The organism is Bacillus sp. FJAT-29814, from assembly GCF_001510715.1.
Classification (GTDB): domain Bacteria; phylum Bacillota; class Bacilli; order Bacillales; family Cytobacillaceae; genus Neobacillus.
Window position 1 is genome coordinate 346,911 of record NZ_LMTJ01000002.1, and the last position, 25,547, is coordinate 372,457.

Genomic DNA, 25,547 nt, shown 5'->3' on the forward strand with positions numbered 1-25,547 from the left:
ATCCCGAGTTACCCCATTTTTGCCCTTGAAGCGGCGGGTTGGTATTTTCTCATCGGCCCGTATTCCAAGACTTCGTGAAGATATAGATTTCCCTTTGGACTCACCTTTTTCAGCAGTTCCATCAAGTATGTAATATCGTCCATCGCTCTATGTGTTTGATAATTTGTAATCTCATGTGCTTGCAAAAGTGTAAGCAGCTTGCCATTTGGAAAACCATACTGTTTCCAAGGGACATTTCGCATTGTGCAATACCACTTCAAATCGTTTACTTCCGGGTACATCTGAAAAAGAAAGCTGCGGTCAAATGATGCATTGTGCGCAAAAACTGCCTCTGCCCTGTGAAAATAGGTTTTAATTTTTCCATCATAAAAGCTTTTTCCTCTAACATCATCAAAGGGAATGCCGTGAACACGGAATGCTTGGTTATAGTTCTTCCGTGCCGTGGCAGAAAGCGGTTCTCGTAAAAATGACTCTTCTTCCAGTATATCAAGAATTTCACCGGTTTCCGACCGGAAGGAAAAAAGCTTCAAGGCCAGTTCAATGACTTCATCCTTAGTTGGACCTAATCCGGTAGTCTCAACATCGAGCATTAAACCGTAGCTTTCCTGTTTCAGCATAACCATCACCCTTTAATTCAAAAATTTCCTTTATTATATCAAATTTTTCAACCTGTTTCTTCTGGAAAAAAATCCGTAAGGGATCATTGCCCCTGACGGATTCCATCAATAAACGCTTTAATGATTATTTCTAGGCTTTCATCCAAATCCAACGCCATTTTGAAGCCGCCCCTTTGCTCCAATGAGGAAAATCCGTGTAAAATGCTTCGTAAGCCCCTGACGGCATGCAGAGCCATATCTCCCTCCAATTGATATGCCTGCAACACCCGGACAGAGAGGCCGACAATCTTCGATCCTGCCTGCTGGACATCGGCATCCTCCGGTTCCGGGGCCATCAAGGTAGCCTCGTATACTCCCGGATTAGTCCTTGCAAAATTAACATATGCCCGGCCGATTGAAAGGATTGCTTTGGTGCCGGATACCCCAATGGCCGCTTGCGTCATTTCCTCATACAGTTTATTCAATCCATAGATAGCGAGGTGTTTTCGTAAGCCTGGAAGCCCATCAAAATGATTATATAATGAAGGTGGGCGGATACTGAGCCTTTTCGCCAGGTTCGCAAGGGTAACCTCCTGCATTCCCTGCTCGTTGGCTAGTTCCCCCGCCGCTTCTAGTATCGTTGCTAAGTCTAGTGCAAATCTTGGTCTTGGTGACATCTGTAAGCTCCTTTATTTATTTTCTGTTCCATATTTTTAATGGCTGTGGTCATTGCATGGAATGGATTTTCAACCAGCTCCCCATGCCCGACCGCTAATAAACTTGGTTTTAAATTCACCAGTTTCTTGGCGCTGGCTAAAGCCGCCTTTTTACTCCATGTGGCAAAGGCCGGGAATGGAAAAAACAACTTCATATCTCCTGAAACGGCGATTCCTCCCCGTGTTTGAAAAGCATCTCCGGCAATGACTGCATTGGTCCGAGTGTCCAAAAATGACATCGATCCTGGTGTATGACCTGGAGTCTCAAATGCCTGCAACGAACCAACGAAGTCCCCTTCCTTTAATAAAACATCGGCCCTTGTTTTTAGATTCTTGGGAACTCCACCTTTGATTGGGGTTTGCTCCTCATGCGCATCAAGCGACCGGTCACCGGACATTAACCGGCTGTCCCGCACGGAGATGTAAACTTGGACATCTGGAAGGATTTCTTTCAATGAATCTAGTGCCCCGACATGGTCTTCATGGGCATGGGTCAACACAATTTTGGTAATCGGCTTCCCAATTTTTTCAGCCACTTGGATAATCCCCTTTTTACCAAAATCAAGTGCTGCATCAATTAGGGTCAATCCATCATCTTCCTCGACCAAATAGCAATTAACCGGAAAAACCTTTGCCATAAACGTAACTTGATACAGATAGCCGTTTTGAATGATTCTCATTTTACCCATCTCCCTAAAACTAATATCATTAGTTTTATAATAACTAATAGCATTAGTTTTAGCAAGATTTTTTAAAAAAATTTTGTAAAAAATTGTATTCACTGTCGCCTTGTAACAAATTGTTCAATACTTTTTTACAAAAATGTGAATAAGTGCACAAACTACTCCCAACATGAAATAAATTTGCTATATTAATAGCGTGGTAATTATTTATAACTTATTTAACATACTAAGGAGATGTTTCAAATGTTTGCAAATTGGTTAAGAGAAAACAAAATTGCTGCTGGTATTTTAACAGTGTTACGTCTATATCTTGGATATTCTTGGTTTACCGCAGGTCTAGGTAAATTAACCAGCGGAGGCTTCGATGCTTCTGGATTTTTAAAAGGCGCGATTGCCAACCCGGTTAAAGGTCCGGACGGAGCAGTTGTTTATGGCTGGTACGTGGAATTCTTAAAAGGCTTCGCTCTTCCAAACGTAGATATCTTCAACGTTGTTGTACCTGTCGGTGAAACATTGATTGGTTTAGGATTACTTTTGGGCTGCTTAACAACTGCTGCCATGTTCTTCGGCCTTGTGATGAACTTCTCTTTCTTCCTTGCCGGAACTGTATCTCATAACCCAACAGACATCTTGCTTGGCTTCATCATTTTAACTGCTGGTTATAACGCAGGCCGTATCGGTCTTGACCGCTGGGTGGTTCCATTCATCCGTAAAACTGTTTTGAAAAACAGCGAGCCTGTCAAAAGCAATGCGTAACTTTTAAAAAATGCCTCATTCCAAGTATGGAATGGGGCATTTTTTTATGTAAAAGTAAACTACGATTGAATTTTTTGACAGAACCTGTATAATTGTTCCCGAATCTAACGAATAGATAATTATACAAGGGGGTGGCTATTTGTGCCAAATACTGCCATTATTCAATTTAACCATGTAACAAAGCAATACGATAACGATCCACCCGTGCTTCAAGATGTTAGTTTTGAAATAGAACGAGGCAAATTTTATACCTTACTCGGTCCCTCAGGTTGTGGGAAAACAACGATATTGCGATTAATTGCCGGATTTACAGAACCATCAAACGGTGATATTTATTTTAACGGAGAAAAAATCAATCATGTACCTGCCAATAAACGCAAGATGAACACGGTGTTTCAAGATTATGCGTTATTCCCCCATTTAAATGTGTTTGAAAATGTCGCTTTCGGCTTACGTATAAAAAAGCTAAAAAACAGTGAAATAACCAAAAAGGTTCGAGAAGCATTGAGTTTTGTTAACCTTCAGGGTTATGAAACCCGCGAAATTAGGGAGATGTCCGGCGGGCAAAAGCAACGGGTAGCGATTGCGAGGGCAATTGTGAATGAACCGGAAGTCATCCTGCTTGATGAGCCGCTTTCAGCACTAGACTTAAAACTGCGCACTGAAATGCAGTATGAACTTCGTGAGCTGCAGCGCCGGCTTGGGATTACCTTTATTTTTGTTACCCATGACCAAGAAGAAGCGTTGGCGATGTCCGATGAAATTTTTGTTCTTAACAAAGGGATCATTCAGCAAAGCGGTACACCGACCGATATATACGATGAGCCGATCAACCGCTTCGTTGCTGATTTTATTGGAGAGTCCAATATTGTCGACGGAGTCATGCTCCGGGATCATCTGGTTGAATTTACTGGCAAGCAGTTTGATTGTGTCGACGAAGGCTTTAACGAAAATGAACCCATTGAAGTTGTCATCCGTCCGGAGGATTTGGAAATTACTACTTTGGACCGCGGCAAACTTCAGGTCCGCGTTGACTCGCAATTGTTCCGCGGGGTTCATTATGAGCTGTCCTGCTACGACAAGGACGGAAATGAGTGGCTCGTCCATTCCACCAAAAAGGCTAATGTCGGCGATGAAATCGGGCTTTATTTTGACCCGGAAGCGATTCATGTCATGCGCCACGGGGAGACAGAGGAAGAATTCGACCGCCGGTTAGAGGCATATAATGATGGGCAGGGTTCTGGCGATGGAAAATAAGCTAACCCGCCATTTATACTCCATCCCCTATTTCCTGTGGATGCTCCTGTTCGTAGTGGCACCTATAGTTCTCGTCGTTTATTATTCTTTATTTGATATTGAAGGAAATTTTTCATTTGTTAACTATCAAAAGTTTTTCACGCCCGTATATCTGCAGATGACCCTAAGTTCGTTTTGGTATGCGTTTTTGATCACGGCGATTTCGCTGTTGGTTGCTTATCCGACCGCACTGCTGCTGACAAAAACCAAACATAAGCAATTATGGCTTCTGCTGATTATCGTTCCCTCGTGGATTAATCTTTTATTGAAGGCCTATGCTTTTTTGGGAATTTTCGGGACATACGGCGCCGCCAACAGCTTTTTAAAAATCATTGGCATTGGCTCGAAGCAAATCCTGTTTACCGATTTCAGCTTTGTTTTTGTCTCGGTATATATTTTTATCCCGTTCATGATTTTGCCAATTTTCAATGCCCTGAATGAATTGAACCCGACGCTTCTGGATGCCGCAAGCGATTTGGGAGCATCGAAATGGGTGACTTTCCGAAGAGTGATTTTTCCGCTGACGCTTGATGGCGTGAAATCGGGCTGCCAAGTTGTGTTTATTCCTGCACTTTCGTTGTTCATGCTGACGCGGTTAATTGCCGGCAACCGAGTGATTACCCTGGGAACATCGATTGAACAGCATTTCCTCGTAACCCAAGATTGGGGCATGGGCTCAACGATTGCCGTATTTTTAATTATTGCGATGGTCCTGATTATGGTCCTCACAAACACCAGAAAGCGAGGTGTGTAAATTGGATAAAAAAATTACACCGTTATCGAAACTGTTTTTGGCGATTATCTTTTTTATCCTATATGCACCGATTTTCTTTCTGATTTTTTATTCGTTCAACAGCGGCGATACGATGTATGACTTTGAAGGGTTTTCGCTTGATTGGTACCGGGAACTGTTTCAGGATACAAGATTATTAATTATTGTTTTAAATACAATTGTAATTGCTTTGTTGTCGGCTCTGATTGCGACGATCATCGGGGTGCTCGGGGCACTGGTGATTTATTTGGCGAAAAAAAATCAGACAAAAAACACCTTAATGTCGTTAAACAATATATTGATTGTCAGCCCGGACGTTATCATCGGCGCCTCGTTTTTAATCCTGTTCACGATGGCCGGAATCAAACTGGGCTTCTATTCGGTATTGATGTCACATATTGCTTTTAGCATTCCGATCGTTGTGCTGATGGTGCTCCCAAAACTATTGGAGATGAGCCCATCGTTAATTGATGCAGCACGGGATTTGGGGGCGGGACGGTGGAATATTTTCACCAAGGTCATCATCCCGTACATTACACCGGGAATCTGGGCCGGTTTTTTCATGGCCCTCACTTATTCTTTCGATGATTTTGCCGTCACTTTCTTTGTAACCGGGAACGGTTTTTCGACGCTGTCCGTGGAAATTTACTCGCTGGCGCGGCGGGGAATCGCGTTAAATATTAATGCCTTGTCCGCCCTCTTGTTCCTCTTTACGATGCTGCTAGTCGTGATTTATTACTTTATCACAAGAGCTTCGAAGGTTAATGGAATGGGGGTGCGCAAGCGATGAACAATTTGGTCCGATTTTTCCTAATCATCGTTGTGGTTTCAGGGATCCTGCTGGGGACGATTTCCCATTTGAACACCTCCCAAGGCTATTCCGGGAACAATACGCTGACCGTTTATAACTGGGGCGATTACATTGATGTGGAGTTAATTAAACGGTTCGAAAAAGAAACCGGCATCAAGGTGATTTATGAAACCTTTGATTCCAATGAGGCGATGATGACCAAAATTCAGCAGGGCGGTACCAGCTATGATGTGGCGGTCCCGTCTGAATACACGATTGATAAAATGCGCCAGGATGATTTGCTGATTCCGCTTGACCATTCCAAACTGCCGAACTTGAAAAACATTGATCAGCGGTTTATGGATTTGCCGTTTGACCCTGATAATAAATATTCCGTTCCGTATTTCTGGGGAACTGTTGGTGTTGTCTATAATCCATCTATGATTAACGGGAAAAAAATCACCAGCTGGAATGACCTCTGGGACCCTGCTTTAAAAAATGAAATTTTGTTGATTGACGGGGCTCGTGAGGTCATGGGCATGGGGTTAAATAGTCTTGGATACTCATTAAATGATACGAATAAAAAGCATTTGCAGGAAGCAAAGACGAAACTTGATAAGCTGACGCCGAATGTAAAAGCAATTGTCGGGGATGAAATCAAGATGCTCATGGCCAATGAGGAGGCTTCGATTGGTCTCGTCTGGTCTGGGGATGCTTCGGAAATCATGTCAGAAAATGAGGATTTGGATTATGTGGTGCCAAAGGAAGGCTCGAATTTGTGGTTTGATAACATGGTCATCCCGAAAACCGCTAAGAACGTGGATGGTGCGCACAAATTCATCAACTTCATGCTTGATCCCGAGGTTGCTGCGCAAAACACCGATTACGTCGGCTACTCTACACCGAATAAGGCTGCATTGAAGCACTTGCCTAAGGAAGTTGTGGAGGATGAGCGGTTCTATCCTTCACCGGAGCTGACCGAGAAACTGGAAGTATACGAGAACCTAGGGAAACGAAATTTGGCGTATTATAATGAGTTGTTTTTGCAATTTAAGATGCATCGGAAATAAGACTGGGCCACTGCCTAGTCTTATTTATTTTTTGATTTTTACCGCTGGGCCCTCTCCAGACCCCTATCGGGCAAAAGAAAAACGCCACAATCATCCGAAAGGTGATTGTGGCGCACTTATTAATAGCTCTTGTCTTCTTTGAGGCTTTCTCTGTCTGTATACCAATTCGTCACCTGAGTCAGGATGGCAAAGACGAAGAAGAAGTTCATGGCCCAAACGTTGATAAACGGAGTAATTCCGCCAAATTCGATGGTTACATAGCCTTTAAGTTTCATTACAATTATTGATTCGATAAAAACAAGCACAAACCCCAACACACCCGCAATTGCCGCACGTAACATTACCGACCCCTCCAAACCATATTTCACCCTATATAAACAATGGTCAAGCTATATTTTTAACAATTCTGTGAACACTATAATAACTTCATTATATAGCAGAACCGGAGAATAAAAAAGTAACTCTGTTTATTATTTTTTAATTAAAAGCATATAAAAAAAAGGTGCCCTATTTGGTCACCTTCCTCACTTTACAGCTTTAATAAATTCTTCTACCGTTAAAATGGTATTTTCAAAACCAAGGTTCTCCGCCAGTTGTGTTATTCCCGGAGCTTCGACATGGGCTTCCTGCAAAATATCCTTCTGGGCGAACACGTCACGTGTTTCCCCATCAAGCAGGACCTTCCCCTGATTAAACACAATCGTGCGCTCAAAGTTCTCGGCGACAAAATCCATATCGTGGATAATCGTCATAATCAGTTTCTCTTTCTTTGTAAGCTCTTTGATGATTTGCTTAATGATTTCCTTGCCGGCATGGTCCTGAGCAATGGTCGGTTCATCCAAAATGATGATGTCTGGATCCATCGCGACAATGGAAGCAATGCAGAGCAGCTTTTTTTCCGAAAGGCTTAAATCATGAGGGTTCATCTCAAGTTTATCGTCAAGGTTAACCAACTTCAACGCCTTAACAGCTTGCTTCTCGGCAGTATGCCTTCCCATCTTGATATTGAGCAGCCCGAACATCGCTTCCTCAAGAACCGTTCGTTTGAAAATCTGATCATTTGGATTTTGAAACACCAGCCCGACGGTTCTGGCCAATTCAGCCGCCGTTTTCCGTTTTACATTGTGATTTTGAATCAGTATGTCACCTTCATCCGGCTTTAAAAGGCCTTTTAGAAGCTTCACAAAGGTTGTTTTCCCTGCTCCGTTTTGGCCGATAATTGCTGTGGACCGCCGGTCAAACTCCAAATTAATTCCAGAGAGCACCGGGCCCTCCGCTTTATGATAGGAAAATGAAAGATTGGACACTTTTATCATTTGATCACACCTCGCAATGCCATCTCTGCATCTACAAGCGTTACAGGGTAACTGTCTGTCCCAGCCTTTTTCACGCCTAGCGCCCTGCAAACTCGTGTATAAACTGGTGCGGTTATACCGTACGTCTCCAAATCATCTCGTGAAAATATTTTTTCAGGGGTATCAAAGTCAATAACCATGCCTTCATGAAGCAATAGAACCCGATTACAATACTGGGCGACCTTTTCCATTTTGTGTTCGGCCATAATGACGGTAAAACCCTGTTGACTAAGCTCATGAATGGCCCTGAACACTTCATCGGAACCGGCCGGGTCCAACTGGGAAGTCGGTTCATCCAACACTAAAATTTCCGGTTTCATGGCGATGATGCCGGCGATGGCCATCCGCTGCAACTGCCCGCCAGAGAGGTCAAACGGGTTATGGTCTTTGACATGTTCTATTTTTAACAGCTTAAGCACTTCATCAATTCGTTTTAGCATTTCGTCCCGCGGCAATCCGATATTCTCAAGTCCAAAGGCAATTTCCTCATAAACTGTCATTTTTGAGCCCGTCACTTGCGTGAAAGGGTTTTGAAAAACCATTCCTACCTTTAACGAGAGGTCGGCAATACTGTGCTGTTTGACTTCGAGCCCGTCAACCAGGACCTTCCCACCGTACGCACCCTTGTAGAAATGCGGCACAAGTCCAACCATGGCCTGGCATAATGTCGATTTCCCCGCTGAATTCTTTCCAATAACCCCGATGAATTCGCCTGCTTCCACTTCAAAGGAAATGTCATTGAGCGCCAATGTTTCGGCTAATGGATATTTATATTTAAGTCCTTGGGCAATAATTTTTTTCATAAAAAAATCCTCCAGGCAACGGCACCCACGATGAGCAATAGCAGTAAGGATTGAATCCATTTGCTATGGGCATAGGTTTTTTCCACATTAAGATAGGTCTTTGGGGTCCGTGAATTAAAACCTCGTACCTCCAAAGCCATCGCCCGCTCCTTCGTATTGATCAGCGACCCTAATACAACTGGGCCCAACAGCGGCAGAAAGGCTTTAATCCGGACAAGCAGACTCCCCTCGGTTTCCATTCCGCGCGACCGCTGTGCATCGGTAATCGTACTCATCGACGCCATCATTTCTGGTATGATTTGGAACACTGAAACAATGACGTAGCCGATTCGTGGCGACATGCCTTTGCGAACCAATGACTCGACAAGATCGGATGGTTTGGTGGTCAGCACCAGAATCATAAACGCCCCGACAATATTGACAACCCTTAGTGTAATTTTTAAAGCATAATAAAGTCCTTCCTGATACATGGCAAATGGGCCGATTTGAAACAGCACCGTTTCGTTTTCCGGCCTAAACAGCCCTTGAATGATGACAACGGTAATCAGGACGAGAAAGACAAATCCGAATATCGGTAGGGTTTTTCGAAAAACACCCGCTGCCAATAAAAACAGTAAACTGATTCCGACACAAATGAACGAGACCGTAAATGATGGTAGAATGATCGGAATCAAAATGGCAAATAAAATATAGATTAGTTTCGTGATGGGATCGACATCATGGACGAACGATTCCCTGTCCACATATAAGCTAATCGACTTCAAGAAGCCTCACCAGCTTTCCTTCAATATACCTCAATTTTCCTGTAAATTGAGACAAGGGTCAATCACTAAATGAAGACCCGCCAATCGGCGAGCCCTCATTGGTAGAGTTATAGAATTAATCCAATGTTTCCACTTTGTCATTGTTATTGTATAATTGCACGACATTTCGCGGTAATCCTTTAAAAATTCCGTAGCTAATTAACACAACCAGTAATTTATCCGGTACATCGACAACAATCTCGTCAAGGAAGGACGCCAGCCAAATGGAGTCCGTTTTTGCCAGCACGGCAGCAAAGAGTGCATCGCCCCAGACGTTTCCTGTTTGCCCGCCCCAGAAACCGATATTAATCGGTGTGGAGACAATCGTTGCCACTAATCCGATTATGAGGCCGGCAATAATCGCCTTTCCAAAGGTAGAAATATAGCCTTTGTAAAACAGAATTCCGACTGCAAGACCGATCGCCACACTAGTAATTCCATAAACGAACGAGATTGGATCAACAGTTAGCCCATAAATGATGTTGTTTATGGCCCCCGCCAACGCTCCAACAACCGGGCCGCCCAGCATCGCCGCAAGGACCGTTCCGATGGAATCCAGCCATAACGGCAGTTTCAGAACACCGGCTATGAACTTTCCGATATAGTTGACACCGACTGCCACTGGAATAAGAACCAGTGCTGCAGTAGAAAAACGGAACGACCACATGCTTTTCTTGTTCATAAAAATAACCCCCTTTTATTTTTGAAAACTAGAATGATAGGAACTTATGGCTTCAAGTGCGGTTAAAATTTCGGCTTCTTCCCCGCGCTTGCTGGCCGACTCAGCGTCGACGTAATCATTTATTCCTTCTTCCAGGTCTCCTTCTTTTTCGACAACAACATTCAAAATCGAGACAGTCTTGACGCCTCGTAAGCCCCCGATGACAAACAGGGTGGCTGTTTCCATGTCCGAGGCCAAGACGCCTTTTTCGGACCAAAAGTTGTCGATTTCTTGTTCTCTATCAGTATAAAAGCTGTCATGACACCTGACAATACCTGTATGAAAATTTATTCCTTTACTTTTCGCGGCAGTAAGGGCATGGAGGAGTAATTCCGTATCCGGTACAGCAGGATAGGACTTGTCAATATAGGCATCCGGGGCACCATCATTTCTTACCGCTCCGGAAGCAATTACCAAATCTCCAATGCGCAAATTCGGCTGTAGAGCGCCGCAGCTGCCGATACGGATCATCGCCTTTACACCGATATTTTTTAGTTCTTCGATTGCGATTCCAGCAGAGGCTCCGCCAATTCCGGTAGAAGTTACCAAAATTGGAATTCCTTTATAGAGACCTCTGACCGTTTTGAATTCGCGGTTATAGGCTATTTCTTCAGAGTTCTCCAGGTATTTGGCAACTTCGGTAACGCGGCCCGGGTCTCCCGGCAGCAGGGCATACTCTGCGGCTTGCTCGATACCTAATCTGATATGAGGCTGTAGTATATTTATCATCATCATATGCTCCTTCGGTTGGTTTAATTGTTCGTTAGGAAATTAAATAATAGCGGAATAGAGAGGAAAAATTTTCTGGCATATTCTAGTTCAATATTACCAAATATATGAATCCTTTGTTAGTTTTATATGAAAAAAGGTGCCTGACACCATTAGAGGTGCCGGCACCTTTTCAATACTTAAAATGTTGCTAACATGTCCCATGAGGTTCCATCGACGCCGATTTTTTGGAAGCCGAATCGTTTGTATAGCTGGAGTGCAGGGTTGTTGGGGTCGACACTTAAGGAAATGCCAGGATGTCCTGCTTGTTTTGTGAGTCTCAGCATTTCAGCAAGCAGAGCAGTGCCGATTCCTTTTCCGCGGTATTCAGGCAATAAAGCCATCCCTAAAAGCGGAGTCTTTTCGTCAACATACCCATATGTTTTATTGGTTTCATTGAATAACCGCACCCATACCGCTCCAATTGGCGTTTTGTCTCTGTCCATAGCAATAAGCGCTTGATCACCTGTTCTGCCCCAGCCTTGCAGCGATTTGGCAATTTCCGGTTCGTTAAGAATATCCCTTGAAAGCCGCGGTTCGCCTTCAGGAATATAGATGGCCTGATAAAGCATCTCCCATAGGAAATCCTTGTCCTTTTCCGTACCTATTCTAATACTATAACCGTTCAAAATATCACCCCATCTATGTTAGACGATTCTCTCAAAAAAAAGTTGCCTTATTTCGGGTAAGTTGGTATCTTGGAAGGGATTTTTAAAATTTTAGTGAATTTTTTATAGGTTAGACAAATCTATTAGAGGTGATGAAAATGGAGATTGTTGGATTTGGCGGCGTTTTTTGGAGAACTAGACAAATGGATGTTTTAAAAGCCTGGTATAAAGAGGTCCTTGGGCTTTCCATGGAGGATTGGAATGGAACAATTATAACACCAGGTTCCGGAAATCAAACGGTCTTTTCGTTTTTTTCCGAGAATAGTGACTATTTTCCAAAAGAGCAGTCTGTTATGTTAAATTTTCAAGTTAAAAGTATGGAGGAATGTTTGAAGCATCTTGAACAAAAAGGGGTTCCTCTCATTCGTGATCCTGAAATAAGCGAATTTGGTACTTTCGTTTGGATCGCCGACCCTGAAGGAAGACGGATTGAGCTGTGGGAAAAATAAGCGAAGCTAAAATGGAGCCCCCAATGAAGGACTCCATTTTCTTTATTTTATTCGAAGTTTATAATCTCCCTTAATCCAGGACGGAAAGTAGACCAGTTCTAGTGAGATAGGATTTATTTGGTTTTGCGGTGAAGGTATATTCACGCCGATTTCCATTGTTCCGTTCTCGAAACCACTTTGCGAAGAACCCCATTCAGAGGCAATCTCCTCTCCATTCCCATCCATTTTTCTAGTAAAAAGAAAATAATTAAATTCTTTCCCAGGTTTAAAATGGAAATAAATCGCATCCTGCTCTACCCTTAGTTCACTAAAGTAGTTTTCCTTTGGCTGTTTCAGGATCTCCTGCTTTTCGGTATCCACCACCACAAACACTTCATCTTTATTAACTGCTTGAAGCTTATTTAACACCAAATACAATTCCTTTGGCTGTTTAAAATAATTGCTCTGCAGATAGACGATTGCCTCATCAGGCGAAATTTGACTTGAGATAATACCATTATTTATTTTATTCCAAGCCTCACCGTTCTCATCCACAAGCCGTAAATCTTCAAAATTAAGAATCCGTTTTGAATTTTGAGGGTCCATTTTCACATGGATGGCCGCTCTTAAAGGATAAACTTTAGCGTCGATAAAGGTAATCTTCTGTCCTTGGATGGTCACCGTTTTATTTAATTTATAGGTTTTCGCTGCCGGTACATCCTTGTTTAACTGGAATGGCATGATAAAATCCTCTTTCAGAGCCCCGCTCTCTACGCTTACTTGAAGTTCAAACTTCCTTGCTTCCAATGGTGTTTGAAAGTGAAATTCAAAATATTCGCTGAAGCTGGTTTCTCCAGTTTCGGAATAGGGTGGATTTCCAAAAGAAGCCGAGCCAATATCAAGGTTTTTACCGTCCAGACTTTTTAGCTTAACATTCTTCGTAAATAGCTCTGTCTGCTTTTCTTTGGTTTTTATGCTGTAAAACAATGCTAAACCGTCCCTATCGGCAATGGCCCCATCGATGGTAAAGGTCATTCCATTTATCTCCTGAGATACGCCAATTTTCTCATAATAATCATTTTCGAGAGCCAGCATTTTTCCTTTGTCACCACGGATGAGCTCGACAACTTTTTCCATTCCCGGAATCTTTGTAACGTATTCCGCGAAGACGGGTGATAAGCGAATGGAAGTGAAAAAGCTTATGAGAAGAATAGCCGCAGTCATAATGCTAACCAGCCATTTTCTATGGCGGGATTTTCGCCTTTTCTCCAGTTTGGCCATTTGGTAGCCCGCTGTGAGCGCCTGATCTAATAATTGTAGCGGGATATCAGCGTCATCAATACTTTTCTTATATTCTGTTAGTTTCACTTCTTCCTTATCAAACATGCAGGTCATCTCCTTTCGGTTCAAGCTTATCACGCAGGGCTTTCAACGCTTTATTTAGCCACGTTTTCACCGTACCTTCCGGGCACTGCAAGGTTTCGGCAATCTCCTTTATTTTCATGTCTTGAAAATACTTCAGCGACAAGATTTCACGTGATCGGTCGTCAAGAGAATTCAAGGCATCAGCTAATTCTAAAAAACCATAATTCTCCTTCATGCCTTGCTGTTTTAAAAATTCGTCATTTAATACAACTCGTTTGTTCTTTTTTAATTGGTCATTGCAATAATTAATCATAATCCGGATCAGCCAGGTTTTAAAATAAGCTGGTTCCTTTAGGGAGCGAATACTTTTATAGGCACGGTAGGTAACCTCCTGTACTGCCTCCAGTGCGTCTTCCTCATTGCGAAGAAAGGAAAGAGCTGTTTTATATAAATCTATTTTATTAATATGGAGTAACTGTAAAAAAGCTTGGTCATCGCCACGGACGGCCTTCTTGACCAATTTGTCAGTTGAATTCATGCTGCTCCCCCCTTAAACCGTTTTGTCTATATATTAGACTAGGAAGTTGGCAAAAGGATTTAATTTTTTAAAAATTTTTTAAGATGGCGAGATTATGGGACATGAAAGGTATTGAAGAAACGTTGGATGTAAAGGTAAAGTTGACATATGTTTAAATCGAGGTCGAATGAAGGAGTGTTACACGTTTGAAGACTGAGGAGGATATTATTCAGGTAATTAGTGATGATAGCTGGATGATGGAAATCTTAACGACGGTAAAGACTTTGAACTTGCCTGATTGGTGGGTATGTGCGGGATTTGTGCGTACTAAGATATGGGATGTGTTGCATGGGTTGGATGCTAAGACTCCCCTTCAAGATGTGGATGTAATCTATTTTGATCCAGTAAATGCGGATGAAGCTGATGAAAAGATACTTGAGAGCAAGCTGTTAGAATTGATGCCGGATATCCCTTGGTCTGTAAAAAATCAGGCGAGGATGCATGTTATTAACAATCTGCCTCCCTACTCTTCTGCAGTGGACGGAATTTCGAAGTTTCCGGAAACGGTCACGGCTTTAGGGGTCAAGCTTGATGAAAATGGTCATATCATTTTGGCAGCACCCTGGGGCATTGAGGATGTTATAAATTTGTTAGTTAAACCTACACCGCTATTTTCCAATACTGAGTTAGAGAGGGTCTATGTTATGCGAGTTAATAGGAAGAATTGGAAAGCGACTTGGAATTTATTAAAAATTACGTAACTGCGTCTGTATACACTCAGAAGCTTGGCTACGAAAGCAGAAATCTTCACAACTTCCACACAAGTTCCTTATAAATTCTTCACAAGTTTTTTATAGTATAAAAGTAACTTATTAGGAAATAGGTTCACTTGAACTCATTTCTTAAAACTTCCCATAATTTTGATTGGTGCTGACACCAATCTATTTTTTTTGTTCTGATCAGCCCCTGCCATTTTGACAAGGGGCTTTTTTTTAGAATTTCTTTGCTAATGTCTGGCTCTCGGTTTCGAATGGGTTTTCTTCAATTTCAAAGCCGAGATCACTGATCAATTGGTAATCCTCCTTAGCCCCTTGACCAGCGGTAGTTAAATAATCCCCGACGAAAATCGAGTTGGCAATAAATAGCCCTAGGTTCTGGAGGGAACGCAAATTAAACTCACGCCCTCCGGAAATGCGAATTTCTTTTGTTGGATTAATGAATCTGAACAGGGCCAGGATTTTAAGACAGCGAATTGGTGTTAGTTCATTTAAGTTCTCAAGTTTCGTTCCTTTGATCGGATGGAGGAAATTGACCGGGATGGAGTCGGCATCGAGTTCCTTTAAGGCAAATGCCATGTCGATAATGTCATCGTCAGTCTCGCCCATTCCACAAATAACTCCAGAACAAGGAGAGATTCCTGCTTTTTTTACGTTCTCAATGGTTTGCACTCTGTCATCATAATCATGAGTCGTGGTAATGTTAGCATGATGGTTTGCGCTAGTATTGATGTTATGATTAAAGCGATCTACCCCGGCCTCCTTAAGCTTTACTGCCTGCTCCTCATTGACTAATCCCATACAGGCACAAATTTTAATTTTCTCTACCTCGTTTTTAATTTCCTGAACCGCAGAAATGACAGTATCCACTTCATTATTTGTCGGTTTCCGCCCGCTCATGACGATACAATATGTACCAATTTTGTTTCTTTTTGCTTCCTTTGCCCCCTCAACAATTGTCTGCTTGCTGATCAGAGTGTAGCGGTCGATTTCCGTTTTCGCTTTAATGGATTGGGCACAGTAACCGCAATCCTCCGGACAAAGCCCGCTTTTTGCATTAATAATCATATTCAGCTTTACCTTCTTGCCGTAATGCCTTTTACGAATTTCAAAAGCTGCGTTGACCAGGGATAGCAGCTCATCATCCTTTGACAGCAAAATTTTCTCGGCTTCCTCCCTTGTCAGCTGGTAGCCATCGAGTACGTTTTTAGCCAGGTTTAACCAATCCATATCATCACCTCTTTTAATATGTCAACCAATAATTAAATTAAGTTAACAATTAAATTATAAATCACGCGGACTTATATTTAAACAATCTATTATGAACTTTGGCTAAATCAGGAAATTCGGCCTAAGTTAACCCAAATCTTCACAACTTCCACACAACTTCCCCCTAACTTCTACACAACTATTCTATATTATAAAAGTAACTTAATTAGGAAATAGGTTCACTCGAACTCATTTCTTAAAACTTCCCATAATTTTGATTGGTGCCGACACCAATCTATTTTTTTTGTCTTTATTAAATACCTGAGGCTTTGGGATTAGAGAAAGAGTAACAGTGTTAGGAGTATTAAGACTATTCCGAATTATTGTATTGACACTTTAATATTTTAATTGTTATGATGTCCCATGATAATAGATTGAAAGAAAGAAAGGAAGGAAAAAAATGAGGTCAGAAAAGTTCAATCCAACACTAGATTTTGCTAGAAAATTGGATAGCAGGGATCCACTCGCTCCGTTTCGACAGGAATTTTACATAAAGCCCAATTCTATTTACATGGACGGGAATTCATTAGGTTTGCTTTCAAAGCGCGCGGAACGTGCACTGCTGAATTCCTTGGAAGATTGGAAGAACCACGGAATCGACGGCTGGACAAAGGGGAAACAGCCTTGGTTTTACCTGGCGGAGCAATTGACGGAAAGAATAGCACCGCTCGTGGGGGCAGCTGCGGATGAAATAATTGTAAGCGGTTCCACAACCACCAATCTTCATCAGCTTATTGCAACTTTCTATAAACCGACTGGGGCAAGGACTAAGATTTTAGCAGATGAATTGAACTTTCCCAGTGATCTATATGCCATGAAAAGCCAGCTTCAATCCCGCGGTCTTGACCCAAAGGAACATTTGATTCTTGTCAAAAGCCGGGATGGCAGAATCCTCGAAGAAGACGATATCATCGAGGCAATGACCGAAGAGGTTGCGATGGTAATCCTACCGACTGTCCTCTATAGGAGCGGTCAAATCCTAGATATGAAACGGTTGACGGCCGAAGCCCATAAACGAAACATTTTAATCGGCTTCGATGCCTGCCATTCGATTGGCGCCATTCCTCATTCCTTCAGCGAATGGGATGTTGACTTTGCCTATTGGTGCAACTACAAATACTTGAACGGCGGACCAGGCGCGGTCGGCGGTTTGTATGTAAACCACAGGCATTTCGGCACTTCTCCGGGCTTGGCCGGCTGGTTCGGCTCCAATAAGGAAAAGCAATTTGACCTTGAGATTGAGTTTACGCCAGCAAGCACAGCTGGAGCCTACCAAATCGGCACCCCGCATGTGTTAAGTATGGCACCATTAGTCGGCTCCTTGGAGATTTTCGCTGAAGCTGGCATCGATCGTATACGAGAAAAATCACTTCAGCTTAACCAGTATATGATGGATTTGATTGAAGTCGAGCTCGCCGATATGGGATTTGTCATCGGCAATCCAAGGGAAGATTTGCGCCGTGGCGGGCATGTCAGTCTTGAACACAAAGAAGCGGCCCGAATTTGCAAGTCGTTGAAGGAAAACGGCATCATTCCGGACTTCCGTTCACCAAACATCATTCGCCTTGCTCCGGTTGCCCTTTATAACACCTATGAGGACGTATGGCAGGTTGTGCAGACTCTCAAAACCATCATGACAGAAAAGCAATACGAAAAATTCGTGAATGAGCGCGAGGTCGTTGCATAGCAAAACTAAATGGCTATTTTTTTTAAAAAACCTAAGGGGTAGTGGGAGGAAAGTTTATGGTGAATAAACAAACTCAAGGTCAAAATGGCCCTGGGACTGGACTAAAGCGCGATTTAAGTACGGGGCAGCTAACTATGATTGCAATGGGCTGTGCCATCGGGACGGGTCTGTTCCTCGGAAGCGGCCTTGCCATTAGTTTGGCAGGTCCCGCGGTATTAATCAGTTACGCTGTTGGGGCCTTTATTGTCTTACTGTTGATGGGCTGTTTAGCCGAAATGACGGTTGCTCACCCGTTAACAGGGTCGTTTGGCTTCATTGCTGAAAAGTACATTTCGCCGATGGCAGGTTTTCTCGTCCGCTATTCCTATTGGATTGCCAATGTCCTCGCCGTCGGTGTTGAGGTAAGTGCGATCGCAATATATATGAATTACTGGTTTCCAGACGTACCGGGAATCGTGTGGATTTTGCTTTTTGGTGCCGTACTTATTTATGTCAACGCCACTAGTGTCAACACCTTTGCGACCTTTGAATATTGGTTTTCAATGATCAAAATTAGTGCGATTGTGATCTTTATCCTTCTTGGCGCTTACGTTTTATTTGGCTCCTCTGCCGGTAGTGAAATGGGACCTGAAACATTGGTTAATGATGGCGGATTTATTCCTTTTGGCTGGTGGGGAGTCTGGGTTGCCATCTTTATTTCCTTGTTCAGCTTTTTGGGAACAGAGCTCATTGCGGTTACCGCCGGGGAGGCAAAGGATCCTGACGTTGCCGTACCAAAAGCGCTGAAGGCAACGGTATTCCGCTTGTCTACCTTCTATGTTGTTACCCTTGCCATCATGTTGATGATTGTCCCTTGGCATTCCGCGGGTGTAGACAAAAGCCCATTCGTAAAAGTAATGGAAATCTTGAATATTCCTGGCGCTTCCGGGATTATGAACTTTATCGTGTTAACAGCAGCCTTATCGGCAATGAACAGTCAGCTCTATTCGTCAACGAGAATGATGTACTCCTTATCACAGGCCAAATTTGCGCCCTCTATCTTCGGAAAGGTCAGTAAAAGAGGCGTACCATTATCTGCCCTCGCTGTTTCAGCTGTAGGCATTATATTGGCAGCCGCTGTCAGTGCGTTATTCCCAGGTACCTCCTATGCGTTCATGATGGGTATTTCGATGTTCGGTGCCATTTTTACATGGCTGATGGTTTTCATTTCTCATTTATATTTTAGAAAAGCATGGGAAAAATCAGGTGGACGCAAGCTACCCGTGAAAATGATGGGCTTCCCGTTTTTAACGATTCTTGGAGCCGTCCTGCTAGTTGCTTTAATGCTGTCCACATGGGTGACTGATTTTAAAATTCTGCTGCAGTTTGGGGTTCCTTGGTTAATCTTCCTGTCAATCGCTTACTATTTTATCAATAAGAGCAAATCGGCAAACCCGGATTCAACAGTCGGACATGTAACAAAAAACATAAAATGAGAGGAGGCCAAGTGAAATGGAAAAGAAGGATACAGAAAGCCGTGAACAAAACAAGACATTAGGCCCCGAACATGAAATTCAAACCGATTTAAAAAAAGAAATGTCATATGGTGATTACCTTCATCTTGAACAGATATTTTCAAGCCAACATCGGCTTTCGGATCACCACGATGAGATGCTATTTATCATCATTCATCAGACAAGTGAACTATGGATGAAGTTGATTTTGCATGAGCTAGAGGCTGCCATTGCGTGCATTCTCCGTAACGATTTAGAACCGTCGTTTAAAATGCTGTCGCGTGTCTCACGGATTCAACAGCAGTTAATCCAATCATGGAATGTGCTGACAACAATGACACCGGCCGATTATATGCAGTTCCGTGATAAACTTGGTCATTCCTCCGGCTTCCAATCCTATCAGAACCGGCTAATCGAATTTGCTTTAGGCCAAAAAAATGCGCACACGCTTGCCGTTTACAAGCATAAGTTCAACTTGTATGAGCGGATGAACGCAGCTTTGCATGAACCAAGTATCTATGATGCCGCTATCACAGCCCTCGCCGCTCACGGATTGCCGGTTGATGAGACAGTGCTGAAACGTGATTGGTCTCAGGTCTATGAACCGAACCTAAGTGTCGAGGAGGCATGGCTGACAGTTTATCGGAATACCGAAAAATATTGGGATTTATACGAGCTCGCTGAAAAGCTTGTGGATGTCGGCAATCAGCAGCAGCTTTGGCGATTTAACCATATGACCACGGTCGAAAGGATTATTGGCCATAAGAAGGGCACGGGCGGATCTTCCGGAGTGACCTATTTAAAACGGGTGGTCGACCAGCAATTTTTCCCGGAGCTGTTGAGCCTGAGGACAAAGCTGTAATACACTTAGGGTATCTAGGTTTGGAGGCTGGTTTTATGAAAAAATGGATCGATATTTCACAGCGGCTGGACAATCAGGTTCCTGTCTGGCCGGGCGATACCCCTTTCAGCTACAAAGTGAGCTGGAGCAAGGAGGAAAGCGGGTCGGTGAATGTCGGAGAAGTAACGATGAGTGTCCATACCGGCACTCATATTGATGCGCCGTTTCATTTTGATAATGATGGAGAAAGAGTCATTGATTTGGATATTGAGTTGTATATTGGGCCAGCGCGGGTAATTTATGTTCCGAATGTGTCGAGTATCGGTGTGAAGGAATTGGCCGGTGTTGATTTGGATGGAGTAACGCGACTGTTGATTAAGACGGAAGCTTGGAAAGATCGTGGAGGGTTTCCTGATTCAATTCCCCCGATTGAACCGGAGCTAGCGGAGTTTCTTGCGGGTTACGGCGTGCGGCTGCTCGGGCTTGATTTGCCGTCAGTGGACGCCTTGGACAGTAAGGAACTGTTGGCGCACCATGAACTAAGCCGGTTTGGGATTCATATTCTAGAGGGATTGGTGTTGGACGGTATTGAGCCGGGAGATTATGAATTGGCTGCCTTGCCGCTTCCGTTGGCGGAGGCTGATGGCAGTCCAGTGCGAGCGGTGATTCGGAAATTGGAATAAACCTTAACTTTTGTTAATGGCCTATTGATATAGAGACCAGTTTAAAAGGGGAACTTCTTATTATACCGGTAGCCAATCAGCTTTATTGGCTACCCTTTTTCATCTTTCTCATTGTGTTCGGTAGCCAATCGCCTCTATTGGCTACCCATCTTCCTTTTTTTCATTGCGCCCAGTCGCCAATCGCATCAATTGGCTACCCATCTTCCCTTTTATCATTGCGTTCGGTCGCCAATCCCATCAAAGCCCAATTTTCGGAATAAGGTATTACCTCTACTTTTCTCATAAAAAATGCTCCCCTTCCGGTACAACAACTTTAATCCTTGATTCCCACTAAAAACATGCCGATTTCATCATGTATAGCGATTTATTTCATCTACCAGCGTTTGCAGGGCCTTCCCTTGCGGTGAGGATGCCATTGACGCACGAATTCCCCCGCTCCTCTGCTCAAGCGTGTCTATATGCTGAAGCAGCGAATCGCCCGAAAGCCTTTCTTCTTCCAACGTGAGCGAAAACCCCTTTTCCGCGAATGCTTTGGCATTTAAAATTTGGTCGCCCCGGCTTTGCTGCAAACCCAATGGGATAATCAGCATTGGAATCTTTAATGCTAAAAATTCAAAAATCGCGTTCGACCCGCCTCTAGTAATTACAAGGTCTGTTGCCGCCAAAATATCAGGCAGTTCATCATGCACATATTCAAATTGTTTGTAGCCAGAGACACCTTCCAAGCTTTGGTCGAGATTGTTTTTTCCGCACAAATGGACGATTTGATACTTTGCCGAAAGCTGCCCCAAAACATCCCTGACCGCTTCATTAATTTTTCTGGCGCCCAAGCTGCCGCCCATAATCGTTAAAATCGGCAGCCCTCCATGGAAGCCGAGAAATCTTCGACCTTTCTCCGCAGACCCAGCCAGCACTTCCTTCCGAATCGGCGAACCAATCGCCACTGCCTTACCCTTTGGAAAAAATTTCACTGTCTCATCAAAGGAAGTGAAGATCTTTGTCGCAAACCGCTGTGAAATTTTATTAGCCAGTCCTGGTGTCATATCGCTCTCATGAATGAAAATCGGGATCTTTAAAGACCGCGCTGCGACAATCACAGGAACGGAGACAAACCCGCCTTTGGAGAACACCAAATCAGGCTTTAGTTTTTTTAAAATTCTTCGCGCGTCCAGGCATCCTTTCAGTACTCTGAACACATCAACGACATTTTCAAAGTCGATATATCTCCTTAGTTTCCCGCTGCTAATGCTATGATAGGGGATCTGGATTTTTTCGATTAATTCCTTTTCAATGCCTTTTTTCGATCCAATGTATTGAATATTCCAGTCATTTCGGATTTCACTGATTATCGCCAAATTGGGGGTCACGTGACCGGCCGAGCCCCCGCCGGTGAACACAATCGTTTTCTTCGACATACTGCCTCCTAAAAAGCCCAACATAATAAGATAATTATATGTATTTCGGGCTGGCAATACCATTTTTTCTTTTTAATTATTTTACGATAATTCCATGCTTGTCCCTAACAAAATATTCCGAACCGAATACATTATATTATCCTCACTAAAGGAGGTGATGGGTATGTCAGGCTATGGTGGTGGATACGGCGGCTCAATGAGTTTTGTGCTGATTGTCGTTCTGTTTATCCTATTGATTATTGTAGGAACTCAGTTTATGGGCGGCTACTAATTTTTGGACAACCCTCCTTATCCGAATCGGTTTTGAAGCGTGGATGCCACGCTTCCTTTTTTCATATCAAAAGACCAAATCCTCCGCCAGATTTGGTCTTTTTTATCTAAGCTACTTTAATCGCCTTGCCGAACGGTACCCTTGGCAAAAATTCACCTGGGACTAGCCAAAACATTTCGTAATCGACCTCGATTTCCTCTGAAAAAAAGCCGGTGACATCGGTAATATAAAACAGCGTATCCACCTTTTCTTCTGCAGCCCACTCAAGTACTAATGTATAAGAAGATTTCCCGTGATTATGGTACTGAATTGAATCACTTTTGATTGGAGAAATGCTTCTAATTTTAAAATCTGCTTGAACCAAGATCGTATCAGGTTTAACTGTTTCAAACAGTTTCACTATGTTATTAATGAGAATGGTTGGCGCCTCACTGCTGGAAGTATCAACTGCCAAAGCAACCTTTTTATCCTGGCGTTCTTGAATCATCGAAAGGATCCTTTTATGCCATTTCAAGACCGTTTCCCCCTTTGCTTTATTGAGCGAGCGCTATTATTTTCGGTAAGAAACAGCACGTTTATGATTGGATAATTGCGGCAGAGGCATTTTTATTATTAATTAAAAATTGGTTGGCGGAAATAATATATAAGATATTCCCTCCACCCCTTTTTAAAAATCGGTTATCTCATTACAATAGAATTACCAAGGAATTACAGGGGTGGACTTGATGGATTTAAAATTGTATTCGATACTATGGGAAGAGTTATAATGCATCCAATTACAGTGATTGAAACGATTAGCACTGTCTTCATGGTGATGTTCCTAATTGGAGTTGCTTTTATTGTTCCGAAGAGGTTTCGAAAAATTGGCTTGTTGCTGGCAGCTACAGTGATCTTCAGTATGGGGTTATTTTTTGCTGTACGGCCCTTTTGGATTGATTATCGTGTCGGCATAAAAACAGAACAGCTTAATCAATACTTGGCGGAAAAATACCCAAATGAAACGTGGGAGATTCGGCGCAAAGAAGGCCGGCAGTATAATCCATATCATCTTGATGTCAAATTTGAAAATGAGCCAGGATGGGTTTATACCTATTTTGTGGAGGATTCAATGATCTCACAGCTTGGTCTGAGCGTCCCGAACGAACAGATGCCGAATGATGGGAAACACTATGAACCAAGGGAATAGTATAAATTGGGGACGTCCTTGCCTGGACGTCCCCTTTTGGCTTATAGCGGTTTCCTACCGCAGGTAAAGGTAGTTTTGAATTTCATAAAGTCATACATAAGCGCAGCTTTTCTGCCTTTATCAGTGTGTCTGTTTCGTCTGTGGTAGAGGCAATCCATGAATTCGAAATCGCATTGACAAGGATGGACCCCGGCTTTTAGACAAAGGTCATGGCGGCGGCAGCAATCGTCTACATCATTAATTGGGGCTCCCGGCCCGCTACAGCCCGGCCCTCACCAGCGGTAGCCGGGAAAAATGCAAAGGCCAAAGGGATTTCTTCTTCCGCCAGATTCCATGATTAGCACCTCCCTGCTCATTTTTCAAGTATTTATACTACTAAAATATGTACAGGCTTAGAAAATGCAATGGAGATTAGACTATTTTTGAAAAGGAATGTTTGTTCGCCAAAAAACCGCCTGGTATTTTTCCAGGCGGTTCTGCTTTAACTCAAATATTACTTACCAAATTTCGTCCCTTTTCCTTCGACCGGTATAGTCCTTTATCGACCCTGTTTAAGATTGTATCCATGCTGTCCCCTTGGTGATAGCCAGTAACACCAAAACTGCAGGTAATTCTTCCGGAACCGACGAAGTCATGGGAAGCGATGATTTTACGATAATACTCTGCCAACCCGATGGCTTCATGGCTTATCGTATCCGTAATAACGATAAATTCCTCGCCCCCCCAACGGCCAAATAGGTCGCCCGGAGCAAGGTTATCCTTAATAATTCCAGCTAATTCGATTAACACCGAATCCCCTATCTTATGGCCATAGCGGTCATTAATACATTTAAAATAATCGATGTCGAAAAAAATAATCGAAAACGACTTGTCCGTTTGTTTGGACTCCCTCAGCTTTATTTCAAGCCACGCGTCAATCTGATGGCGATTCGCAATTCCGGTCAGCGAATCGAGATAGGCATGTTTCTTTACTAATTCCACTTCTGTATATGCCTTAAATAAATATTGAGTGAAATATAGAACAATAATATAAACCAAATTTGCAAAATAAAATTGTGAAAGGGAATCAACTGACTTCGATGGCAGCTGACCGATAAACAGCATCCCGATGATAAAAGTACAGGCAAAGATAAAACTGGAAAAATAAATCCCCCGTTTTGGGCCTAAGGTAAAAAAGATAAACGTTAAATACAAAGGGGTCCAGATAATAAAATCACCCAAGTCCCCGCCGCCGGATTTAATCATATCATTGTAGATGACATCGAATACGGTGGAAACATGAAAAAAACTGATCAATAGTAGGTTGGAATACTCACTAAAACGAACAAAACGATTTTTGTACAATAGAACCCAACTGAACAGAAACCAGATGAAAAGAGTGCTATTTACAATAGCATCAAATTTGTCTTCCACGAACAAATTTTGCAGTATCGTGTTCAACGTTAACGCGAAAAGAATAAACGGCACAACCCATAGATAAATGCTACGTTTTAAGTCGGATAATGATTTTCCCGTTTTTCCCATAATTTTCTCTCCCAACTAATCTTGATCGATTAGTCCCGCCTGATTGCTCAAAAACGGCAGCTGGCTGGCATAGTCACCTTAGACAACCTTAGCCCCTATAGCTTTGCGCCTTTATCTTTGGATAAATTTGCCTTATCGATTTCCTACAGGTTAATGAAGAAATTTCTTTATTCTACATGTATGTATACTTATGCTGTTATTGGAGTATACTTTCATTTTAACAGAAAACTGGAATTTTTAATATAACATTTAATACAATCCATCAGGTCAAATTACCTACAAAAAAAACACTTAA

At 42.8% G+C, this 25,547-nt stretch carries 29 protein-coding genes and 1 riboswitch; of the genes, 13 read left to right on the plus strand and 16 right to left on the minus strand.

From position 1 onward, the window contains the following. Positions 1-8 precede the first annotated feature (8 nt). The 3 genes from AR334_RS05635 to AR334_RS05645 all read right to left on the minus strand — a co-directional run bounded on the left by AR334_RS05635 (position 9) and on the right by AR334_RS05645 (position 1,992). Positions 9-617 (minus strand): exonuclease domain-containing protein, encoded by a 609-nt coding sequence (locus tag AR334_RS05635; protein ID WP_066306594.1) that lies wholly within the window; start codon positions 615-617, stop codon positions 9-11. 83 nt (positions 618-700) lie between these two features. Further along, complete coding sequence (locus AR334_RS05640) at positions 701-1,273, minus strand: TetR/AcrR family transcriptional regulator (RefSeq protein ID WP_066306597.1); 573 nt, start codon at positions 1,271-1,273, stop codon at positions 701-703. Next, positions 1,246-1,992, minus strand: coding sequence for an MBL fold metallo-hydrolase (locus tag AR334_RS05645; protein ID WP_066306606.1), 747 nt, complete (start codon positions 1,990-1,992; stop codon positions 1,246-1,248). The genes AR334_RS05640 and AR334_RS05645 overlap by 28 nt, the downstream gene beginning before the upstream one ends. A 246-nt stretch (positions 1,993-2,238) precedes the next feature. Between AR334_RS05645 and AR334_RS05650 the strand changes: the two genes are divergently transcribed. The 5 genes from AR334_RS05650 (at position 2,239) to AR334_RS05670 (ending at position 6,679) form a co-directional block, all read left to right on the plus strand. Then, positions 2,239-2,751 carry a DoxX family membrane protein gene (locus AR334_RS05650; protein ID WP_066306609.1) on the plus strand — a complete coding sequence of 171 codons (513 nt, stop codon included), beginning with the start codon at positions 2,239-2,241 and terminating at the stop codon, positions 2,749-2,751. A gap of 141 nt (positions 2,752-2,892) precedes the next feature. Further along, the gene (locus tag AR334_RS05655) at positions 2,893-4,008 is read left to right on the plus strand and encodes an ABC transporter ATP-binding protein (protein ID WP_066306616.1); all 1,116 of its coding nucleotides are present in this window, start codon (positions 2,893-2,895) and stop codon (positions 4,006-4,008) included. Beyond that, positions 3,998-4,801 (plus strand): ABC transporter permease, encoded by an 804-nt coding sequence (locus AR334_RS05660; protein ID WP_066307691.1) that lies wholly within the window; start codon positions 3,998-4,000, stop codon positions 4,799-4,801. Before AR334_RS05655 ends, AR334_RS05660 begins: the two co-directional genes overlap by 11 nt. 1 nt (position 4,802) lies before the next feature. Continuing rightward, positions 4,803-5,609, plus strand: coding sequence for an ABC transporter permease (locus AR334_RS05665; protein ID WP_066306618.1), 807 nt, complete (start codon positions 4,803-4,805; stop codon positions 5,607-5,609). Then, positions 5,606-6,679 (plus strand): PotD/PotF family extracellular solute-binding protein, encoded by a 1,074-nt coding sequence (locus tag AR334_RS05670; RefSeq protein WP_066306620.1) that lies wholly within the window; start codon positions 5,606-5,608, stop codon positions 6,677-6,679. The genes AR334_RS05665 and AR334_RS05670 overlap by 4 nt, the downstream gene beginning before the upstream one ends. Before the next feature lie 119 nt (positions 6,680-6,798). Here AR334_RS05670 and AR334_RS05675 read toward each other — a convergent pair whose 3' ends face one another. The 7 genes from AR334_RS05675 to AR334_RS05705 all read right to left on the minus strand — a co-directional run bounded on the left by AR334_RS05675 (position 6,799) and on the right by AR334_RS05705 (position 11,758). Next, on the minus strand, positions 6,799-7,020 hold the full coding sequence (locus AR334_RS05675; RefSeq protein WP_066306627.1) for a hypothetical protein: 222 nt from the start codon (positions 7,018-7,020) through the stop codon (positions 6,799-6,801). A 183-nt stretch (positions 7,021-7,203) separates the two neighbouring features. Then, positions 7,204-7,995, minus strand: a complete 792-nt coding sequence (locus AR334_RS05680; RefSeq protein WP_066306635.1) for an energy-coupling factor ABC transporter ATP-binding protein — start codon at positions 7,993-7,995, stop codon at positions 7,204-7,206. Next, the gene (locus tag AR334_RS05685; protein ID WP_066306638.1) at positions 7,992-8,837 is read right to left on the minus strand and encodes an energy-coupling factor ABC transporter ATP-binding protein; all 846 of its coding nucleotides are present in this window, start codon (positions 8,835-8,837) and stop codon (positions 7,992-7,994) included. The genes AR334_RS05680 and AR334_RS05685 overlap by 4 nt, the downstream gene beginning before the upstream one ends. Continuing rightward, a complete protein-coding gene (locus AR334_RS05690) occupies positions 8,834-9,601 on the minus strand; it encodes an energy-coupling factor transporter transmembrane protein EcfT (RefSeq protein WP_066306641.1) in 768 nt (255 codons plus the stop codon). The genes AR334_RS05685 and AR334_RS05690 overlap by 4 nt, the downstream gene beginning before the upstream one ends. Positions 9,602-9,716: 115 nt before the next feature. Then, complete coding sequence (locus tag AR334_RS05695; RefSeq protein ID WP_066306649.1) at positions 9,717-10,322, minus strand: hypothetical protein; 606 nt, start codon at positions 10,320-10,322, stop codon at positions 9,717-9,719. A gap of 15 nt (positions 10,323-10,337) precedes the next feature. Further along, positions 10,338-11,090 carry a nucleoside phosphorylase gene (locus AR334_RS05700; protein WP_066306652.1) on the minus strand — a complete coding sequence of 251 codons (753 nt, stop codon included), beginning with the start codon at positions 11,088-11,090 and terminating at the stop codon, positions 10,338-10,340. A 179-nt stretch (positions 11,091-11,269) separates the two neighbouring features. Further along, the gene (locus AR334_RS05705) at positions 11,270-11,758 is read right to left on the minus strand and encodes a GNAT family N-acetyltransferase (protein ID WP_066306659.1); all 489 of its coding nucleotides are present in this window, start codon (positions 11,756-11,758) and stop codon (positions 11,270-11,272) included. Positions 11,759-11,895: 137 nt separating this feature from the next. Between AR334_RS05705 and AR334_RS05710 the strand changes: the two genes are divergently transcribed. Beyond that, complete coding sequence (locus tag AR334_RS05710) at positions 11,896-12,246, plus strand: VOC family protein (RefSeq protein WP_066306664.1); 351 nt, start codon at positions 11,896-11,898, stop codon at positions 12,244-12,246. A gap of 42 nt (positions 12,247-12,288) precedes the next feature. Here AR334_RS05710 and AR334_RS05715 read toward each other — a convergent pair whose 3' ends face one another. Further along, positions 12,289-13,611, minus strand: coding sequence for a DUF4179 domain-containing protein (locus tag AR334_RS05715; RefSeq protein ID WP_066306668.1), 1,323 nt, complete (start codon positions 13,609-13,611; stop codon positions 12,289-12,291). Continuing rightward, the gene (locus tag AR334_RS05720) at positions 13,604-14,128 is read right to left on the minus strand and encodes a sigma-70 family RNA polymerase sigma factor (RefSeq protein WP_066306670.1); all 525 of its coding nucleotides are present in this window, start codon (positions 14,126-14,128) and stop codon (positions 13,604-13,606) included. Before AR334_RS05720 ends, AR334_RS05715 begins: the two co-directional genes overlap by 8 nt. Before the next feature lie 233 nt (positions 14,129-14,361). Here AR334_RS05720 and AR334_RS05725 point away from each other — a divergent pair, with 233 nt between their 5' ends. Beyond that, positions 14,362-14,868 (plus strand): nucleotidyltransferase family protein, encoded by a 507-nt coding sequence (locus AR334_RS05725; protein WP_066307693.1) that lies wholly within the window; start codon positions 14,362-14,364, stop codon positions 14,866-14,868. Positions 14,869-15,099: 231 nt separating this feature from the next. Here AR334_RS05725 and bioB read toward each other — a convergent pair whose 3' ends face one another. Beyond that, positions 15,100-16,113, minus strand: coding sequence for a biotin synthase BioB (gene bioB / locus AR334_RS05730; protein ID WP_066306672.1), 1,014 nt, complete (start codon positions 16,111-16,113; stop codon positions 15,100-15,102). 439 nt (positions 16,114-16,552) lie between these two features. Between bioB and kynU the strand changes: the two genes are divergently transcribed. The 4 genes from kynU to kynB are packed head-to-tail and all read left to right on the plus strand — an operon-like array spanning position 16,553 to position 20,856. Continuing rightward, positions 16,553-17,839, plus strand: a complete 1,287-nt coding sequence (gene kynU / locus AR334_RS05735; RefSeq protein WP_066306674.1) for a kynureninase — start codon at positions 16,553-16,555, stop codon at positions 17,837-17,839. A gap of 56 nt (positions 17,840-17,895) precedes the next feature. Next, positions 17,896-19,314 carry an amino acid permease gene (locus AR334_RS05740; protein WP_066306679.1) on the plus strand — a complete coding sequence of 473 codons (1,419 nt, stop codon included), beginning with the start codon at positions 17,896-17,898 and terminating at the stop codon, positions 19,312-19,314. A 16-nt stretch (positions 19,315-19,330) separates the two neighbouring features. Next, positions 19,331-20,194 carry a tryptophan 2,3-dioxygenase gene (kynA, locus tag AR334_RS05745; RefSeq protein WP_066306681.1) on the plus strand — a complete coding sequence of 288 codons (864 nt, stop codon included), beginning with the start codon at positions 19,331-19,333 and terminating at the stop codon, positions 20,192-20,194. Positions 20,195-20,229: 35 nt separating this feature from the next. Next, complete coding sequence (gene kynB, locus AR334_RS05750) at positions 20,230-20,856, plus strand: arylformamidase (RefSeq protein ID WP_066306682.1); 627 nt, start codon at positions 20,230-20,232, stop codon at positions 20,854-20,856. Positions 20,857-21,206: 350 nt separating this feature from the next. On the opposite strand, the gene AR334_RS05755 is transcribed toward kynB, so the two are convergent. Further along, positions 21,207-22,271, minus strand: coding sequence for an undecaprenyldiphospho-muramoylpentapeptide beta-N-acetylglucosaminyltransferase (locus tag AR334_RS05755; RefSeq protein ID WP_066306688.1), 1,065 nt, complete (start codon positions 22,269-22,271; stop codon positions 21,207-21,209). Between the two features lie 157 nt (positions 22,272-22,428). On the opposite strand from AR334_RS05755, the gene AR334_RS28730 reads away from it, so the two are divergent. Continuing rightward, positions 22,429-22,542, plus strand: coding sequence for a YjcZ family sporulation protein (locus AR334_RS28730; RefSeq protein WP_172799162.1), 114 nt, complete (start codon positions 22,429-22,431; stop codon positions 22,540-22,542). A 106-nt stretch (positions 22,543-22,648) separates the two neighbouring features. Here the strand turns inward: AR334_RS28730 and AR334_RS05760 are convergent, their stop codons facing one another. Next, positions 22,649-23,056: a VWA-like domain-containing protein gene (locus AR334_RS05760; RefSeq protein ID WP_066306690.1), complete on the minus strand. Its 408-nt coding sequence runs from the start codon at positions 23,054-23,056 to the stop codon at positions 22,649-22,651. 252 nt (positions 23,057-23,308) lie between these two features. Between AR334_RS05760 and AR334_RS05765 the strand changes: the two genes are divergently transcribed. Then, positions 23,309-23,728, plus strand: coding sequence for a hypothetical protein (locus AR334_RS05765; protein ID WP_066306696.1), 420 nt, complete (start codon positions 23,309-23,311; stop codon positions 23,726-23,728). A 486-nt stretch (positions 23,729-24,214) separates the two neighbouring features. On the opposite strand, the gene AR334_RS05770 is transcribed toward AR334_RS05765, so the two are convergent. Then, positions 24,215-25,252, minus strand: a complete 1,038-nt coding sequence (locus AR334_RS05770; RefSeq protein ID WP_066306702.1) for a GGDEF domain-containing protein — start codon at positions 25,250-25,252, stop codon at positions 24,215-24,217. 52 nt (positions 25,253-25,304) lie between these two features. Then, positions 25,305-25,394, minus strand: a riboswitch (cyclic di-GMP riboswitch). Positions 25,395-25,547: the final 153 nt, after the last annotated feature.